This window comes from Cryptosporangium japonicum (assembly GCF_039524755.1).
Classification (GTDB): Bacteria; Actinomycetota; Actinomycetes; order Mycobacteriales; family Cryptosporangiaceae; genus Cryptosporangium; species Cryptosporangium japonicum.
This window is the reverse complement of the sequence record NZ_BAAAGX010000014.1, coordinates 337,741-354,193: the sequence shown is the minus strand read 5'-3', so window position 1 is coordinate 354,193 and position 16,453 is coordinate 337,741. Positions and strand designations below refer to the sequence as shown.

The window sequence follows — 16,453 nt, the reverse complement described above, 5'->3', positions numbered from 1 at the left end:
TCACCGTCCTGTCGTTGCTGCCGCGGTGGGCGTGGTGAGGTGGGCCGCGATGTTCCGCGCCCCGGTCACGGCGAGCGCCACCGAGGTCAGCGTGGGGTTGCAGGCGATCGGCGTCGGGATGACGTTGTTGCCGGCGACGTAGAGCCCGTCGACGCCCCAGACCTCGGAGTTCGGGCCGCAGACGCTGGTGCCGTCGTCGACCGGGCCCATCCGGGTCGTGCCCTGGTAGTGCAGTGAGGCCCCGGGCGAGAGCACGAACGGGTCGGTGCCGATGTGTTCGCCGAGCGCGGTCGCGGCCCGGAGGATCGCGGTACGGGCACGGGCCAGCGTCTCGTGGTCGCGGGGCGTCAACCGGTAGTGGATCGTCGGCTTCGGCATCCCGTAGTCGTCGGTGGTGTCCTCGTCGAACTCGATGCGGTCGGACGCCTGGAGGTCCTTGCCGCAGAACCAGCCCAGGCCGACGATCGTGCCGAGCGCGGGTTCGTCGTCGGACACCAGCGGGATCGGCGACGCGTCGAGCTGCATGACCTGACCGTGGAACGGGTGCTCGTCGGTGTAGGGGACCCAGCCGACGCCGCTCTGCCCGACGATCTCGGTCGCGTCGCCGGTGTCCGCGGCCGGTTCGCGCACATCGCGGAGCCGGATCGCGAACACGGTCTGCGGCTGGTCGTTCAGGTACCGGCCGAGCGCGGGCAGGCGTACTCCGGAGGCGAACAGCAGCTGCGGGGTGCGCAGCGCGTCGCACGCGACGACCACGTACCGCGCCCGCACGTCCACGCCGTTGACGTGCACCCCGACGGCTTTCCCGTCCTCGATCAGCACCCGCTTCACCGGCGACTCGGCGTACAGCGAGAAGTTCGGGTTGTCCCGCGTGACGTCGCCGAACACCACGTCCGGGCCGCTCCAGATCAACGCGCCGTCGTCGCGGCGGTGCACGGCCAGGGGCATCGGCTGCACGCGCCGGTCCGCCGCCCGGCCCGGGTCGAACTCGGCCGCGAGCCGGTCGCGGACCACGTCGGTGTAGGGCGCGCCGGCGAACGGGTGCTTGTCGACGGAGAGCAGGCGCTCGGCCTCGTCCAGCAGCTCGTCGAGGTCCGGCAGGAAGTCGATCCGCTCGGCGTCGCCGGGGCGCGGGCACGCCCCGGTCCAGTGCGCCCCCATGCCGCCGACGTTCGTCGACATCGCGAGCGCGGGAAGGCCGTCCTCCCCGTCGACCTGGTAGCCGGACTCGAGAAGGAACGTGCCGGGGCGCACGACGCGGCGGGCCGGGTCGGCGTACTCGCCGGCCGTGCTGTCGGTGTGCGGGCGCAGGCCCTCGGAGCGGCGCTGCGCCGCGATGCGCTCGGCGTCGTCGGCGATGTTCTTGACGTGCATGCCCGGTGGATCGGTGAGGACCGGCCCGGCCTCGAACACGGCGATCCGCGCGGACGGGGCCCGCTCGGTGAGGATCCGGGCGTACGCCGCGCCGGTCGGTCCGCTGCCGACGATGGCCACGTCGACGTCGTCGGGATAGGTCATGTCGTCTCCGATCGGAACGGAAGGGGGAGCCGCGCTCAGGCGGTGGTCGGGAAGGAACGCGGAGGCGGCCAGCGCGAGGAGGAAGAGCAGCACCAGGCCGAGGAACAGGGGGCGCATCGCGGTGAGGTAGGTCTGCGCGTAGAGCTCGCGGGCGGCGTCGGGGAGCTCGCGGAGCCGGGCCGGGGAGAGCCCGGCCAGCGCGGCCCGGTCGCCCAGCCCGGCCAGGAGCCGCGCGCCGAGCAGCCCGCCGAGCGCGGCCGAGCCGAGCGTCACCCCGAGTTCGCGGACCAGCGTCACCGCCGCGGTGGCGGTGCCGACGACCGCGGCCGGCATCGCGTCCTGGACGGCCACCGTCATCACCTGGTTGAAGCACCCGACGCCGAGGCCGAGCACCCCGATGAAGAGCCCGATCAGCGCTACCGGGGTGCCGGTACCGATCGTGGCCAGCCCCACCAGCGCCACCGCGCCGGCGAGGCTCCCGTAGACCGGGAACGAGCGGTACCGGCCGGTCCGTGCGACCCGGTGCCCGGTCCAGATCGAGGTCAGCATGATCCCGGCGACCATCGGCAGCACCACGGAACCGGCGACGGTCGCCGGCAGCCCGTACACCGCCTGCATCAGCCCCGGCAGGTACCCGACCATGCCGAACACCGCGGCCCCGACCACGAACGCGAGGCCACTGCTGATCACCACGACCCGGTGCCGGAACATCCAGAGCGGCACGATCGGGTGCTCCCGGCCCCGGCTCCAGGCGACGAACGCCGCGAACCCGGCCAGGGCGCCGAGCGCGATCGCCCAGAGCCGCGGCGACGACCAGGCGATGCGCGATCCGCCCCACGCCGCGAACAGCACCGCGCCGGTGGTCCAGGTCGTGAGCAGCGCGGTGCCGGTCCAGTCGAAGCGGGCCCGCGCCCGGACGGCGACCGCCGGCACCGACACCCACGCCAGCAGCAGCGCCAGCGCACCGAGCGGCGCGTTGACCCAGAAGATCCACCGCCACCCGACGGTGTCGGTCAGCGTGCCGCCGAGCAGCGGCGAGACGACGCTGGCGATCCCGTACACCGCGGTGATCGGCGCGAGGAACCGGCCCCGCTCCCGGGCCGGGACCGCGTCGGCCACCACGGCCAGGCTCAGCACCGTGATCCCGCCGCCGCCGATGCCCTGGCCGAAGCGCAGCGCGATCAGCTGGCCGAAGCCGGTGACGAACCCGCAGAGCAGCGACGTCAGCACGAACGCGGCGATCGAGGAGAGGAACAGGGTGCGGCGGCCGCGCAGGTCACCGAGCCGGCCGAACATCGGCATCGCGATCGTCACCGCGAGCGTGTAGGCGACGAAGATCCACGCCAGGTCCCGCTCGCCGCCCAGGTCGGCGACGATCGTCGGCAACGCGGTGGCGACGATCGTCGCGTCCATCGCGGTGAGCAGCGTGACGACGACGAGCGCGACGAACAACATCCGCCGCTCCGAAGGCGCTCGGGAGAGCCGAGCACTCGGCCCGCTCAGCGGCGCAGCTCCGCGGTCAGCGCGTGGGCTCCCCGGAGGGAGAGCGCGACGCTGGTGAGCGTGGGGTTGCAGGTGTTGGCGGTGGGGATCAGCCCGTTGCCGGCGAGCACCAGCCCGTCCACACCCCACACCCGGCTGTTCGGATCGCAGACACTCGTGCCGTCGTCGACCGGCCCCATCCGGACCGTGCCCATGTAGTGCAGCGAGCTACCGGCCGGCAGCACGCGGGGCATCCCGTCGACGAACGACCCCAGCGCGGCCGCGGCGCGGGCCTGGATCTTCTGCGCGCGCTCGATCTCCGCCTGTTCGCGATCCGTGAGTTCGTACGCGATCCGGATGGACGGCAACCCGTCCTCGTCCGGCTGCGTGTCGTCGAGGATCACCCGGTCTTCGGCCCGCGGCCACTTCCGCACGCCCCAGCCCATCCCGACGTAGCCGCCCGCGCTGTTCCGGTGCGGCGAGTCGGCCGGGAGCGGCACCGGACACACCGGCGTGTACATGACCTGGGCGTGGAACGGGTGGTGGTCCTCGTCGTAGCCGACCGACACCACGGCGCGCACCGGGTCCACGGCCGGTCCGGTCACCGGCGGCAGCACCCCGGCCCGCACCGCGACCACGCCGAAGATCAGCGGGTGTTCGGTCAGGTACCGGCCCAGCGCGGCCGGCCGGATCCCCGACGCCCACAGCAGCTGCGGTGTGCGGATCGCGTCGGCCGCGACCACGACCGCGTCCGCCGTCACGCTCTCCTCGGCGCCGGTGGCCAGGTTCCGCAGCACCGCGCCGACGACCCGCGGTCCCTCGCGCAGCAGCCGGACGCACAAGGTGAACGACCGCAGGGTGAACCGCGGATCGTCGACCACCGGTCCGAGCACCACGTCGGTGCCGCCCCAGCGCAGCGACCCGTCCGGGAGCTCGTCGGCGGCGACCGGCAGCGACCGCACCCCGATCCGGTCCGGCGCGAACTCCTCGCTCAGGCGCTCCAGGATCGCGGTGGCCTGGGGCGCGTCGCCGAACGCCGACTTCGTGACGTGCAGCAGCGCCTCGGCCTCGTCGAGCCGCGCGTCCAGGTCGGGCAGGAACCCGATCCGTTCGCCGCCGCTCGGCCGCGGGGTGGCGCACGTCCAGTGCGCGCCCTGCCCGCCGACGCAGGTCGCCAGCGCGGCCGCGGGCAGGCCCGGCGAGCCCTCCGCGGCCCGGCCGATCAGGTGGGTGCCCTGCCGGGCCGTGACCGTGCCCTCGACGACCGCGCCGAGCGGCAGACCGGCGATACCGGCCGCGCCGGTGCGTCCCTGCGAGGCCAGCCGCGCGGCCGCCTGCGCGTCCGCGTCCGGGATGTTCCGCACGTTCATGCCGAGTGGACGGTCGATGACCGGCCCGGCCTCGACCATGAGCACGGTCGCACCGGGCACCTCGTCGAGGACCGTGCGGGCGTACGTCGCGCCGTTCGGACCCGAACCGACGATCAGCACGCGCGTCATGACGCGGTCTCCTTGCGGTGGTCCACCCAGCCCGGCAGGTCCCAGGGCCGGGCCAGCGCCTCGCGCAGGGCGGTGCTCAGCTCGTCGGCGCCGGGCAGCGGGGACGACCGGCCGTCGGCGCGCCGGTAGACCCGGCAGGTCAGCGACGGTTCGGTCGCGGTGGGGAACAGGTCGCGGCGACCGACCTGGAACGTCGGCGACCCGGGGAAACTCCGGTCGGTCGCGTCGGCGCGGTTCCGGATCTGCCGTTCGACCACGGTCACGTCGTCGCGGCCCAGGTCGGCGAGGGTGTCCCGGAGCAGGTCGGCGGCGCGTCCCCGGCTCGGGCACCCGTCCCACCACAGCAGCTCCACGCGCCACTTGATCGAGCACCCGGCCGGTGAGGTCCAGGGCCGGCGCACGTTCCGCCCGGCGAGCACGTCGTCCAGCGCCGCGCGCACCCATTCGGCGTCGCGCGCCGGGTCGTCGTAGTCCCCGTCCGGCGCACCGTGGTACCGCACGACCCCGTCCCGGTCGAGCACGAACACCTCGGGCGTCGCGGTCGCCCCGAACGCCCGCGCGAACGCCTGGTCCGCATCGTGCACGAACGGTGCGGCCGGTCGGGCGTCCTCCGGCCGGTGGGTCGGGTCGTTACTGATCACCTGCACCAGTTCGACGCCCTGAGCGGCGTAGTCGCGACCGACGGCCTGGATCCGGTCGTGCCAGGCCTGCGCGTACGGACAGCCCAGCGAGGTGAACACCACGACCGTCACCGTGTTCGCGGCGGGGATCCACGGGGCGTTCTCCCCCACGGCGAGGCGGGTCATGCCGGCACCTCCGCCCAGGCCCGGGTGCGTGCGGATTCGAGGACCGCCTCGATCAGGGCGGCGGCGCGGGCACCGTCGGCGAACGTCGGCAGCCCGTCCGGCGCGTCCCCGGCGATCGCGGCGTAGCTGTCGGCGACGAACGCGTCGAAACAGTCCTGGTAGCCCTGCGGGTGACCGGCCGGCGTGGTCGTGTACCGCGATGCGAACGCGCCCCGGAGCAGCTGCCGGTTGACGTCCCGGCCGCCGATCCACAGCGCCTCCGGGTTCTCCTGGTCGAAGCTCAGGCTCTCGGCCGACCCGTCGACCGAGAACCAGAGCCGGTTCTTGCGGCCGGGCGTGATCTGGCTGATCGTGACGTTGCCGAGCGCGCCGTCGCCGGTGCGGAACACCAGCACGGCGGCGTCCTCGGTGGTCACCGGCCGGCCGCCGCGCTCCGGGACCGCGGTGAGGGTCTGCGCGGCCACGTGCGTGATCCGCTGCCCGCTGACGAACTCGGCCAGGTCGCACCAGTGCACACCGATGTCACCGAACGCACGCGACGGCCCGCCCGCCGCGGCGTCGACGCGCCAGTTGTCGTCGGTCTCCTCGACCAGCCAGTCCTGCAGGTACGACCCGTGAAGCAGCCGGACGGGCCCCGTGGTCCCGTCGGCGACGCGCTGCCGGGCCTCGCGGACGGTCGGGTAGAAGCGGTAGACGAACGGCACGGTCGCGGTGAGCCCGGCGCCGGTGACCAGCGCGAGCAGTTCGTCGGCCTCGGCCCGGCCCACGGCCAGCGGCTTCTCGCAGACCACGTGCACCCCGGCCACGACCGCGGCCCGCACCAGCGGCGCGTGCGACGCGTTCGGCGTGCAGATGTGCAGCACGTCGAGGTCACCGTCGGCGAGCAGCTCGTCGACCGTGTCGAACGGGCGTTCCGCGCCGAGACGCTCGGTGGCCGCGCGCGACGACTCCGGGGTCGATCCCACCGCGCCCACGACGACGCCACCCGCGCGCCGGATCGCCCGCGCGTGCACCGTACCCATGAAACCGACGCCGACGATGCCGGCCCTGATCCGATCAGCCATCGATAGCTCCTTCAGTCCCAGCGAGACGTGTCGCCGGCGTAGTAGGGCCAGACCCGCCAGCGGTTCTCGCCGGCCCGGTCGGGCGGTGCGATCGTCGCCGCACCGGTCGCCGCCCACTCGACGCCGCGACACAGCAGCGTCATGTAGTCCGGGCGCCGGAACGTGTCCCAGTCGTGGCCGGGGGTCAGCGAGAAACAGCGCCCGCTCCCCCACTCGTTCGCCCAGGCCAGCGGCTGATCGGTGTTCATGCCCGGCAGCGCGTCCAGGCCGCCGTCCCCGACGACGACCGGCGTGTGCGGCCGCGGCCAACCGGCGGCCCGGTACGTCTCGACGTCGTCGAACACGGTCAGCAGCACCTCGGTGCCGGGGTGGATCCGGACGCCGGTGAGGATGTCGTCGTTGGTGAGCGTCCACTCCGGCGAGACACCGTCGGTGATCGGGTGCCCCGGCCGCGTGCGGACCGTCACCTGGCCCGGTGGCCGCGGCCGGAGACCGGTCGCGGCGCTGAGTTTCGCGCCGCGCATCCGGTCGAACTCCTCGGGCCAGCCCCAGGAGTCCTCCTGCACCGACGAGCCGTGGAACCAGACCATGCCCTTGCCGTCGTCGCGGACGAAGCGCAGCAGCGCCTCGTTCGTCACCGGGCCGAAGCCCTCGGCCGCGTCGAAGTAGTTCCGCCGGCCCTCGTACATCACCAGCACGACGTCGTACCGGTCGATCAGGTCCGTCCCGGCGCCGCGGAACTCCTCCAGCACGCGCACCCGGAACCGGCCCGTCGACTCCAGCAGCGCGGTGATCATCCCGGTGTGGTGCCGGAAGCTGCGGTGGGCGTTGTCGTGTTCCTCGCTCACCAGGCCGGTGGCCAGGAGCACGTCGATCTTCGTCACGACGCGAGCGCGACGACGGGCTTCACCGACTCGGCCGAGCCGACGGTCGGGTAGTACTCGAGCCCGATCGGGCCGTCGTACCCCGCCGCCCGGAGCGTCGCGAACGACGAGGCCCAATCGATTGCCCCGGTGCCGGGCTCGCCGCGTCCGGGGACGTCGGCGATCTGCACGTACTTGACCAGGGCACCGGCGTCGGCGAGCACGGCCGCGGGGTCTTCGCCCTCGGTGACCGAGTGGTAGAGGTCGTAGAGGACGCCGAAGGAATCGTCGTCCACCGCGCGCGCCACCTGGACCGCGTCCGCGGTGCGGTCGAGCAGCGCGCCGGGGTGGTTGACCCGGGTGTTGACCGGCTCCACCACCAGCGTCACGCCGGAGCCCGCGACCCGGGCCACCGCCTGGGTGAAGACCTCCGCGAGGAGGTCGAGGTTCGCCGCGCGCGACCGGCCGGGGAACCCGACGCCACCGGCGACGACGATCCGCGGGCAGCCGACCGTGACCGCCGCCTCGACCGCGCGCTCGACCCGCTCGAGATACCCGGACGGGTCGCTGTCCGGCCAGGTGAACGACGTCGCCGGCGGGTACTCGGCCAGCGCGGCGGTGAGCGTGACCCCGGTCTCGGCCAGCACGGCTTTCAGCGACGGCAGATCCGGGCCGAGGATGCTCCAGATCTCGACCGCGTCGAACCCGGCCGCGGCGGCCGCGCGCACCCGGTCGGGGAGCTCGCCCGCTTCGGTGAAGAGCAGCTCGATGTTCGGTGCCAGCTGGGTCATGAGTGTGCCTCGGCGATCGATCGGCGGATCAGGTCGTGCTGCTTGCGGACGAGGTCCACCGGGTCGGCCTCGTCGAGGTCGAGGAACGCGTGCCCCTCCCACTCGCTCGACATCCAGCCGTCGTAGCCGCCGGCCACGAACTCCCGGACGATCGCCGGGTAGTCCAGCGCGGGCTCGTCGCCGTTCTCGTCGATGTCGTAGAACTTCGCGTGGACGTGGACGATCTGCGGCATGATGTCCGACCACTCGCGCGGGTCGACGTGGCCATGCATGTTGAACGCCAGCCGCGCGAACGACCCGAGGCTCTCCGGGGCGATGCCCTGCGAGTGCAGGTACTCGACGAACTCGGCGTGCCGTTCGTTGATGCCGGTGTCCTTGGCCCAGATGACCCGCAACGCCTCCAGGTCCTGCTCGCGGAGCCCCTTCTTGGTGAGCCCGTGGAACAGTGCCGGTGACATCCCGCGCATCGTCGAGGAGAAGTCGGCGACGAACCCGAGCCGGGGCGAGTCGAACTCGGCGTAGGTCTCGCGGATGGCCACGACCTGCGGGGAGTTCGGCCCCATCGGCGCGTGGATCTCCCAGCCGAGCGTGAGGTCGAGCTCCTCGGCGAGCGGCAGCAGGCGGCGGATCAGCTCCGGCTTCGCGCTCTGGATGCGGATCTTCGAGTAGCCCAGTGCGTGCGCGCTGCGGAACTGCGCGACCGTGAACTCGTACTCCTCGTCCGGCGTCATGTCGCGGTCGCGCCGCCGGCCCAGGTCGAGGTTCGCGCCGAACGACGTCGGGGTGAACCCGTGCCGGTCCATGGTGTCCCGGAAGGAGCGGACGAACTCGTCGGTGACGTGCGGATAGGTGCGGAGCATCTGGGACGCGTTGATCTCGATGCCCGGCCCGATCCCGGCCTTCGCGACGACGTCGAGCAGGCCGTCGAGGTCGTAGCGACCGGCGGCCCACTCGCTGGTGAGCGAGTAGAGCGTGAGACCGAGTTCGATGGTCACCGTGCCTCCAGTACGCGTCGGTTGGTGGCGTGGTTGGTCACGTAGAGCCCGGGTTTGATCTGCATGTACGGCAGCCGCAGCGCGACGCTGACCTCGACGTCGACGGTGTCGGTGCCGGGATCGTCGGGCGTGCGGATCACGAGCCGGTCCTGGAGGAACCAGAGCGTCTCGGACTGCTCGCCGAGCTCGTCGATCGTGTACGTGCGGCCGTTGAGCTCCGCGGTCAGGCCGGTCGCCGGTTTGCCGTCGATCGCCACCGTGACGCCGCTGACGCTGGACAGCCAGAGGCTGCGGTACCAGGGGATCTTCAGCGCGATCGCCAGGCCGTCCGGGCGCCGGGTGAGGCTGTCGTCGGTGAGGACGGTGTCGTCAGTGGCCATCGGTCAGTGCCTCTCGGATCAGTTTCTGCTCGGCGGCGACCATCGCGAACGGGTCGTCCACGGCGTTCCAGTGGAAGCCCTCCCACTCGGACGAGTAGGTGCCCCGGTAGCCGTGGGCCTTCCAGAGGGCGACCAGGTCGCGCACCGGAACCGACGGCTCGTCGCCGTCGGCGTCGATCTCGTAGAACTTGGCGTGCGTGTGGACGGTCCAGGGCAGGACGTCGGCCCAGTCGGTCACGGGTGCGTGGCCGAACAGGCCGGTCAGGTTGACCGCCATCTCGATCGCGCGGTCGCCGGCGCCGTGCCGGTGCGCGAGCTGAATCACCTGCCCGAACCAGCGGCCGTGCTGCTGCTCGGTCCTCGGCGGGCCCTCCCGGTGGTGCTCCAGCCAGGTGGTGTTCAGCGCGTCGAGGAGGTCCTCGGAGTAACCGAGCTCGGAGTAGCGGCGGAGCAGCGTGGACGGCACCGCGCGCAGCGAGGCGCCCCAGTCGGGCACGAACCCCAGGTGCGGCGAGCCGAGCTTCTCGTACCGCTCGAGCAGCGCCTGGATGGCCGGGTGCTTCGGGTGCTGGTGCGAGTGGATCTCCAGCCCCAGGGTCACGTCGTGCTGTTCCGCCACCGGGAGCAGGCGCTCCATGTCGTCAGGGGTGAGCGAGATCTGCACCCGTACGACGGGGAAGCCGAGCGCCTTCGCGGCCGCGATCTGCGGGCGCATGTAGTCGACGAGTTCGTCGTCGGTCAGCATGCGGTCGCGGCGCAGGCCGGCGTCGGCGTTGGCGGCGAGCGAGGTGGGGGTCAGCCCGGTCTCGGCGACGAGGTCGCGGAAGCGGCCGGTGAACTCGTCGGTCAGCACCGGGAAGCCCTTGATGCTCTGGAAACCGACGATCTCCAGGCCGGGGCCGAGGCCGCGGCCGGCCACTTCGCGAACAAGTTGTTCGAAGGTGTAACGCCGCTGGTGGAAGGCCCGGGTGAAGCTGTAGAGCGTGACGCCTTGGATCATCGGGAATCGGACTCCTCGATGAGAAGGACACCGTGATCGGTCGTGATGTACGGGATGTAGAGCGCGATCGTGACCGCGGTTCCGGTCGGGTTCTCGACCGGCGCGTCCCCCTCGATCACCGCGGAGTCGAGCACGTACCACCACTCGTCGTGCTTGGGCGGCAGCTCGTCCAGCGCGTAGGTGGTGCCGTCCACCGTCCAGGTGATCGACTCGCGGGGTACCGGTTCACCGTCGAGGAACCACCGGACGTCGGCCACCGAACTCAGCGGGAGCGCGCGGTACCAGGGCATCCGGACCGACATCCGGGCCCGGGAACCGGTCACGGAGTACGACTCGATGATCGTTTCCGGCATCATCCCTTCAGCCCTCCGGCGTAGCCCTGGATGAAGCGCTTCTGGGCGAAGAAATAGAAGGCGAGGATCGGCACCATCGACACGATCACGACCGCGAAGATCAGGTTCCACTGGGAGACCAGCGAGCCGACGTAGTTGTACATGACGACCGGCAACGTCTGGGACTCCGAACCGTTCAGGAAGATCAGCGCGGTGAAGAAGTCGTTCCACACGATCAGCCCGGCGAGGATGGACACGGTTCCGGTCGCCGGCCCCATCAGCGGGAACACCACGCTGGTGAAGATCCGCGTCCGGGACGCGCCGTCCACGGTGGCGGCTTCCTCGTAGTCGCGCGGCATCCGGCGGAAGAACCCGCTGTAGAGGAACACGCTCAGCGGGATGAGGGTGCCGGTGTAGACGACGATCATGCCCCACGGGCTGCCGACCAGGCCGAGCGTGCGCGCGCCGACGTAGAGCGGCACGATGCCCAGCTGCGTCGGCAGCAGGATCGCGATCAGGAACAGGTAGAACGTGCGGTTGGCCCAGCGGCTGGTCGCGCGGGTGAGCACGTACGCGGCCGGCGAGCCGACCACCACCAGGCCGATGATCGTTCCCGCGGTGATGATCAGGCTGCTGAGCAGGCCGGTGAAGATGCTGTCGGAGGCCTGTCCGGCCAGCAGCTCGGTGAAGTTGGCGAACGTCGGGCTCGTCGGGAACGAGAGCGAGGACGTGGTCAGCACCTGGTCGGACGTCTTGAGTGACGTGGAGATCAGGAAGTAGAACGGCATGAGCATGACGACGGCCGCGAGAATCGTGACGATCTCGAGGACCAGCGTCTTCCTGGTGTAGCGGAACATCGACGCCTCCTCAGGTCCGGTCGCGCGTGGCGTACTGCTGGAAGACGGTGAAGATCAGGATCAGGGCGCTGAGCACCAGCGCGAGCGCGGCGCCGAACCCGAAGCTGCTGTAGACGAACGTCTGCTGGTAGACCTGCGTCGCGAGCGTCTGGGTCGCGCCGGCGGGACCGCCGCCGGTGAGCGCGAGCACCTGGTCGAAGATCCGCAGACCCTGGATCAGCATCAGCGTGGTGGCGATCGCGATCGAGGGTTGGATCATCGGCACCGTGATCGCGCGGAACCGGCGGAACCGCCCGGCGCCGTCGATCGCCGCGGCCTCTTCGAGCTCGACCGGCACGGTCGCCAGGCCGGCCAGGTAGATCACCATGACGAAGCCGATGTTCTGCCAGACCATGACCACCAGGACGCAGGCCAGTGCCAGTTTCGGCTCGGCGAGCCAGTCCTTCTGCCAGCTTTCGAGCCCGACCGCTTTCAGGGTGGCGTTGAGCGGACCGTCGAACGCGAAAATGAACTTCCAGATGTAGGACACCGCGATCGGCGCGATGACCACCGGCATGAACAGCAGCGTTCGCAATACGTACCGCGATTTCAGACCGCGGTTGAGCGCGAGCGCGAACAGCAGGCCGAAGATGTTGGTCAGCACGAGGAAGCCGAACGCCAGCACCAGCGTGTTCACCAGCGAACCGCGGAGTTCGTCGGTGCTCCAGATCTTCCGGAAGTTCTCCAGGCCGGTGAAGTCGTACGCGCCGATCCCGGTCCAGTTCGTGAACGCGTAGAACGCGCCGCTCGCGGTGGTGGCGTAGATCAGCCCCAGGAGCAGCACCACCGCGGGCAGCGCCCAGGACCAGTGGCCGTACCCCACCCGGTAGGACTTGGTGCGGCCCGTGGCCGGGGGGCGGCGCGGTGTCCGGACCGCCGGTACTCGGCTCTCGGTCGTCGTCATGTCTCTGCTCCCTGTTCCGGGCGGGTGGGGCCGGAACGCGCCGGCCCCACCCGCAGCGGGGGCTCAGCCCCAGGCGGAGTCCATGGCCTTCAGGACGTCGTCGACGGTCTTCTGGCCGGTGAGCAGGCCGGTCAGACCGCTACCGAGTGCGGGGTACACCTGCGGGCTCTTCCAGCTGTCGACACCGAACGGGCGGTACTGCTCCTTCGCGAGCAGGTCGGCCACCGGCTGGTACTGCGGCAGCAGGTCGGCGGTCGCGACCTTGCCGATCGGCATGCTGCCCTGCGACTGGGCGAACTTCTTCGACGCTTCCGGGCTGACCGCGTACTTGAGGAAGTCCTTGACCAGGTCCGGGTTCTTGGTCTTCTTGTTGCCGGAGAGGCCGAGGTTGTTCGCGACCGACATCTGGGTCGGGGTGGCGGCCGGCCCCGGGAACGGCAGGGCCACCAGTTTCACCCGGCCCTTGGCCCCGTCCATGATGTCCTTCGTCGCTCCGCTGGGCGCGAAGAAGCCGAAGAGCTTGCCCTGCGCGGCACCGTTGGTCAGCGCGTCGAAGCCGGCGCCGGCCGCGCCCTTCTGGAAGCACTTGGCGTCGTTGAGGTCCTTGACCGCCTGCAGGGCGTCCTTCCAGCCCTGCGTGTTCGCGAACGTGACCTTGCCGTCGGCGCGCTGCTGGTTCCAGTCCGGCGTCGGGCCGTAGACCGTCGAGGAGGCGATCTCCAGCGCCAGGATGCCGTTGTTCTCCGGGATCGACCCGGCGAGGCCGAAGATCGACTTGCCGGTCGCGGCGACCTTGCCGCACTGGCTGAGAACCTCTTCGAGCGTCGTCGTCGGCGTGATCGTGACGCCGTTCTGCTTGGCCAGCTCGTCGTTGTAGACGATGCCGCTGATCGTGATCGAGGTCGGGAGGCCGTAGAGCTTGCCGTCGAACTCGTAGCCGTCTAACTGGGCCTCGGGGATGCCCGCGGCGACGCTCTTGTCGAGCTCGAGCAGGTGGTTGGCCTTCGACAGCTGGCCGACCGAGACGGTCTGGCCGGTGCCGGAGTTCATGTACAGCACGTCCGGGGCGTTGCCGGCCTGGAGCTGGGTGCTGATCGTCTGGTTGTAGGCGTTGAGCGCGATCCGGGTGGTCTTGACCGTGGTGCCCGGGTGGGCGGCCATGTAGTCCTTGGCCAGGACCTCGTACGCCTGCTCGGTGTTGTTCGCGGTGGCGTAGGCGAGCGTGATGGTCTTGCTGTCCGCTCCGGAGTCCCCACCGCCGCAGGCGGCCAGCAGGAGCGTGGCGGTGAGAGGCAGCGCCACGGCGGCGGCGCGGCGTCTGTGCCGAGCTATCGAGAACGTCATGGTGAGCCCTTCGTTGAGACTCGAGCGACGAGCCCTCGGGGCCCATCTGCGACGTGCTGAGACTCACATGAGTTACGTTGAAAAACAACATAAGTTTGCTGATGGTCGGCATTAACCGCATCGATGTCTTGCGCTTCGTAGGCCGTCAGCGGTTAGCCTCGACCCCCACCCGATCCGCTCGGAGGCCGCGATGTCCGCGCATTAGGCCAGCTCAGAAACTCTGTGCTCGACCACATCGGAGAGAAGGCCCCCGCACGAGCGAGAGAGCACCCCCGGCCCGATCGGCGAACTTTTGCCGGTTACCGGAGGAACGCGCCATCTCTCGCAATCATCGCGAAACCTGTCTCCGCTTCGCCTCGACCGGAAGGATTCCCACCGTGCCCGCTGAACGGAGCGAGAGCCTCGCTGCCGTGCTGGACGCGATCCGCGGTCACCAGGGCATCACCCAGCCGATGCTCATCCAGCGCGTCGGATGGGGACGCAGCGTGATCGCGGCACGCATCACCGAACTCGAATCCGCCGGCCTCGTCGTCACCGCGGGTGTCGGCCCGTCGACCGGTGGGCGCGCACCGCGGCAGCTCCGACTCCGGGCCGAGGCCGGGGTCGTCGTCGGTATCGGGATCGGCGCGACGCGGATGGCGATCGGTATCGCCAACCTCGCCGGACAGCTGATCCACCGGGCCGAGGAGCGCATCGACGTCGCCGACGGCCCCGACGCCGTCCTGGGCCACGCCGAGGCCGTCGTCGACCGGATCCTCCCCGACCGGCGCGCGGTCTGGGGCATCGGCGTCGGCGTCCCCGGGCCGGTGGAGTTCGCGACCGGGCTGCCGGTCGCGCCGCCGATCATGCCGGGCTGGGACGGCTACCCCGTCCGCGACCGGTTCGCCCGCCACTACGACGCCCCGACCTGGGTCGACAACGAGGTGAACCTGCTCGCGCTGGGCGAGGTGCGCACGAATCCGGCCGCCGCCGCGGCGCGGGACCTGGTGTTCGTGAAGATCGGCACCGGCATCGGCGCCGGGCTCATCTCGGGCGGCCGGCTGCACCGCGGCCACAACGGCTGCGCCGGCGACATCGGGCACGTCGTCGCGGCCGAGACCGAGGGCGTGATCTGCCGGTGCGGCAACTCCGGGTGCCTCGAGGCCGTGGCCGGCGGAGCCGCGATCGCCCGCGAGGGGCGCTGGCTGGCCGAGACCGGCGGCAGCCCGCTGATGGCCGAGATGCTCGCGGCGACCGGCGCGATCCGCGCCGCCGACGTCACCAACGCCGCCTACCGGGGCGATCCGGGCGCCCGGGCGCTGCTGGCGCGGGCCGGGCGGCTGGTCGGCGCGACGCTCGCGACGCTGGTCAGCTTCTACAACCCGGGGCTGGTCGTGGTGGGCGGCGAGGTCGCCAGGGCGGGTGACTACGTGCTGGCGGCGATCCGCGAGTCGGTGTACCGCCGGTCGCTCCCGCTGGCCACCCGCACGCTGCGGATCGAACCGTCGACGCTCGGCGAGGCCGCGGGCCTGACCGGCGCGGTGCACCTCGTGGTGGACGAGCTGTTCGCGCCGGCGCGGCTGGCCCGCTGGCTGCCGTACTCCAGCCCGGCCGGCCAGCCGGACCTGGCCACCGTCGAGGCCGACGACCCCGCGGCGTAGATCGTCACCGACAGTGACGTCGACCGACGTCACCGAGGGTGATAACCAGTGCGGCGGCCCCGCTTCAGCTCCACAATGGTCTGATGAGCGACGCCGTCGAGCTGCGCACCGACCGTCCCCACTCGGCCCGGATCTACAACTACCTGCTCGGCGGCGAGGACAACTTCCCCGCCGACCGGGCCGCCGCCGAGGCCGGGCTGGCGGTGAACCCCGGCGCGCGGGTCGCCGCCCAGGCCAACCGCGAGTTCCTGCGACGCGCGGTGACGTACCTGGCCGGCTCGGGCGTCGACCAGTTCCTCGACGTCGGCAGCGGCATCCCGGCCGCGGACAGCACGCACCTCGTCGCGCCGGACGCCACCGTCGTCTACGTCGACTACGACCCGCTCGTCGTCGCCCGGGGCCGGGACGTGCCGGGGCGGGTGCGTTACGCCCGGGCCGATCTGCGCGAGCCCGACCGGGTGCTGGCCCGCGCCGCCGAGACGCTCGACCTGTCCCGGCCGGTCGCGCTGCTGCTCGTCGCCGTGACCCACCACCTGCTCGACGCCGAGGACCCGCAGGCCCGCGTCGCCCGTCTGGTCGACGCGCTGCCGTCCGGGTCGTACCTGGCGCTCTCCCAGCTGACGTCCGACCTCGCCCCGGACAAGTGGGCGGCCCTGGAGCAGGACTTCGCCCGGCGCGGCGTGGTGCTGCGGCCCCGCCCGGGGCCGGAGATCGCCCGCTTCTTCGAGGGCCTGGAGCTGGTCGAGCCCGGCCTCACCCTCGTCCACCGCTGGCGCCCCGACGCCCACGACCACCAGTCCGACCGGCCCGACGCGCTCGTCTCCGTCCTCGGCGCGGTGGCCCGCAAGCCGTAGGACACGGTGCGGGTGGTCGTGGTCAGCCGAAGGTTTCCTCGGCCGCCGGGGCCGACGGGGTCGCCGGGGTGGCCGGGGCCGGGTT

General features: G+C 71.6%; 15 protein-coding genes. 2 read left to right on the top strand and 13 right to left on the bottom strand.

The window, feature by feature from the left end:
* The 13 genes from ABD437_RS18500 to ABD437_RS18440 form a co-directional block, all read right to left on the bottom strand.
* Entirely contained in the window at positions 1–2,973 is a 2,973-nt protein-coding gene (locus tag ABD437_RS18500) for an MFS transporter (protein WP_344650090.1), read from the bottom strand.
* A gap of 44 nt (positions 2,974–3,017) precedes the next feature.
* Complete coding sequence (locus ABD437_RS18495; protein WP_344650089.1) at positions 3,018–4,499, bottom strand: GMC oxidoreductase; 1,482 nt, start codon at positions 4,497–4,499, stop codon at positions 3,018–3,020.
* The gene (locus ABD437_RS18490) at positions 4,496–5,305 is read right to left on the bottom strand and encodes a redoxin family protein (RefSeq protein WP_344650088.1); all 810 of its coding nucleotides are present in this window, start codon (positions 5,303–5,305) and stop codon (positions 4,496–4,498) included. The genes ABD437_RS18495 and ABD437_RS18490 overlap by 4 nt, the downstream gene beginning before the upstream one ends.
* Complete coding sequence (locus ABD437_RS18485; RefSeq protein WP_344650087.1) at positions 5,302–6,369, bottom strand: Gfo/Idh/MocA family protein; 1,068 nt, start codon at positions 6,367–6,369, stop codon at positions 5,302–5,304. The genes ABD437_RS18490 and ABD437_RS18485 overlap by 4 nt, the downstream gene beginning before the upstream one ends.
* 11 nt (positions 6,370–6,380) lie before the next feature.
* Positions 6,381–7,253 (bottom strand): ThuA domain-containing protein, encoded by an 873-nt coding sequence (locus tag ABD437_RS18480; protein ID WP_344650086.1) that lies wholly within the window; start codon positions 7,251–7,253, stop codon positions 6,381–6,383.
* Positions 7,250–8,023: a TIM barrel protein gene (locus ABD437_RS18475; protein WP_344650085.1), complete on the bottom strand. Its 774-nt coding sequence runs from the start codon at positions 8,021–8,023 to the stop codon at positions 7,250–7,252. Before ABD437_RS18475 ends, ABD437_RS18480 begins: the two co-directional genes overlap by 4 nt.
* Positions 8,020–9,018, bottom strand: coding sequence for a sugar phosphate isomerase/epimerase family protein (locus tag ABD437_RS18470; RefSeq protein WP_344650084.1), 999 nt, complete (start codon positions 9,016–9,018; stop codon positions 8,020–8,022). The genes ABD437_RS18475 and ABD437_RS18470 overlap by 4 nt, the downstream gene beginning before the upstream one ends.
* The gene (locus tag ABD437_RS18465) at positions 9,015–9,398 is read right to left on the bottom strand and encodes a C-glycoside deglycosidase beta subunit domain-containing protein (RefSeq protein ID WP_344650083.1); all 384 of its coding nucleotides are present in this window, start codon (positions 9,396–9,398) and stop codon (positions 9,015–9,017) included. The genes ABD437_RS18470 and ABD437_RS18465 overlap by 4 nt, the downstream gene beginning before the upstream one ends.
* Complete coding sequence (locus ABD437_RS18460) at positions 9,388–10,398, bottom strand: sugar phosphate isomerase/epimerase family protein (protein ID WP_344650082.1); 1,011 nt, start codon at positions 10,396–10,398, stop codon at positions 9,388–9,390. Before ABD437_RS18460 ends, ABD437_RS18465 begins: the two co-directional genes overlap by 11 nt.
* The gene (locus tag ABD437_RS18455) at positions 10,395–10,754 is read right to left on the bottom strand and encodes a C-glycoside deglycosidase beta subunit domain-containing protein (RefSeq protein ID WP_344650081.1); all 360 of its coding nucleotides are present in this window, start codon (positions 10,752–10,754) and stop codon (positions 10,395–10,397) included. The genes ABD437_RS18460 and ABD437_RS18455 overlap by 4 nt, the downstream gene beginning before the upstream one ends.
* Complete coding sequence (locus tag ABD437_RS18450) at positions 10,751–11,587, bottom strand: carbohydrate ABC transporter permease (RefSeq protein ID WP_344650080.1); 837 nt, start codon at positions 11,585–11,587, stop codon at positions 10,751–10,753. The genes ABD437_RS18455 and ABD437_RS18450 overlap by 4 nt, the downstream gene beginning before the upstream one ends.
* A 10-nt stretch (positions 11,588–11,597) precedes the next feature.
* A complete protein-coding gene (locus ABD437_RS18445) occupies positions 11,598–12,530 on the bottom strand; it encodes a carbohydrate ABC transporter permease (protein ID WP_344650079.1) in 933 nt (310 codons plus the stop codon).
* Between the two features lie 63 nt (positions 12,531–12,593).
* Complete coding sequence (locus tag ABD437_RS18440) at positions 12,594–13,874, bottom strand: ABC transporter substrate-binding protein (protein ID WP_344650078.1); 1,281 nt, start codon at positions 13,872–13,874, stop codon at positions 12,594–12,596.
* A gap of 377 nt (positions 13,875–14,251) precedes the next feature.
* Between ABD437_RS18440 and ABD437_RS18435 the strand changes: the two genes are divergently transcribed.
* Positions 14,252–15,514: an ROK family protein gene (locus ABD437_RS18435; RefSeq protein ID WP_344650077.1), complete on the top strand. Its 1,263-nt coding sequence runs from the start codon at positions 14,252–14,254 to the stop codon at positions 15,512–15,514.
* Between the two features lie 83 nt (positions 15,515–15,597).
* The gene (locus ABD437_RS18430; protein WP_344650076.1) at positions 15,598–16,368 is read left to right on the top strand and encodes an SAM-dependent methyltransferase; all 771 of its coding nucleotides are present in this window, start codon (positions 15,598–15,600) and stop codon (positions 16,366–16,368) included.
* Positions 16,369–16,453: the final 85 nt, after the last annotated feature.

Bases quoted from the DNA above. Each gene is read 5' to 3' on its own strand.
- ABD437_RS18430 (WP_344650076.1), top strand. From the start codon at position 15,598: ATGAGCGACGCCGTCGAGCTGCGCACCGACCGTCCCCACTCGGCCCGG.
- ABD437_RS18500 (WP_344650090.1), bottom strand. From the start codon at position 2,973: ATGTTGTTCGTCGCGCTCGTCGTCGTCACGCTGCTCACCGCGATGGAC.
- ABD437_RS18450 (WP_344650080.1), bottom strand. From the start codon at position 11,587: ATGTTCCGCTACACCAGGAAGACGCTGGTCCTCGAGATCGTCACGATT.
- ABD437_RS18465 (WP_344650083.1), bottom strand. From the start codon at position 9,398: ATGGCCACTGACGACACCGTCCTCACCGACGACAGCCTCACCCGGCGC.
- ABD437_RS18475 (WP_344650085.1), bottom strand. From the start codon at position 8,023: ATGACCCAGCTGGCACCGAACATCGAGCTGCTCTTCACCGAAGCGGGC.
- ABD437_RS18445 (WP_344650079.1), bottom strand. From the start codon at position 12,530: ATGACGACGACCGAGAGCCGAGTACCGGCGGTCCGGACACCGCGCCGC.
- ABD437_RS18460 (WP_344650082.1), bottom strand. From the start codon at position 10,398: ATGATCCAAGGCGTCACGCTCTACAGCTTCACCCGGGCCTTCCACCAG.
- ABD437_RS18485 (WP_344650087.1), bottom strand. From the start codon at position 6,369: ATGGCTGATCGGATCAGGGCCGGCATCGTCGGCGTCGGTTTCATGGGT.
- ABD437_RS18440 (WP_344650078.1), bottom strand. From the start codon at position 13,874: ATGACGTTCTCGATAGCTCGGCACAGACGCCGCGCCGCCGCCGTGGCG.
- ABD437_RS18455 (WP_344650081.1), bottom strand. From the start codon at position 10,754: ATGATGCCGGAAACGATCATCGAGTCGTACTCCGTGACCGGTTCCCGG.
- ABD437_RS18490 (WP_344650088.1), bottom strand. From the start codon at position 5,305: ATGACCCGCCTCGCCGTGGGGGAGAACGCCCCGTGGATCCCCGCCGCG.
- ABD437_RS18495 (WP_344650089.1), bottom strand. From the start codon at position 4,499: ATGACGCGCGTGCTGATCGTCGGTTCGGGTCCGAACGGCGCGACGTAC.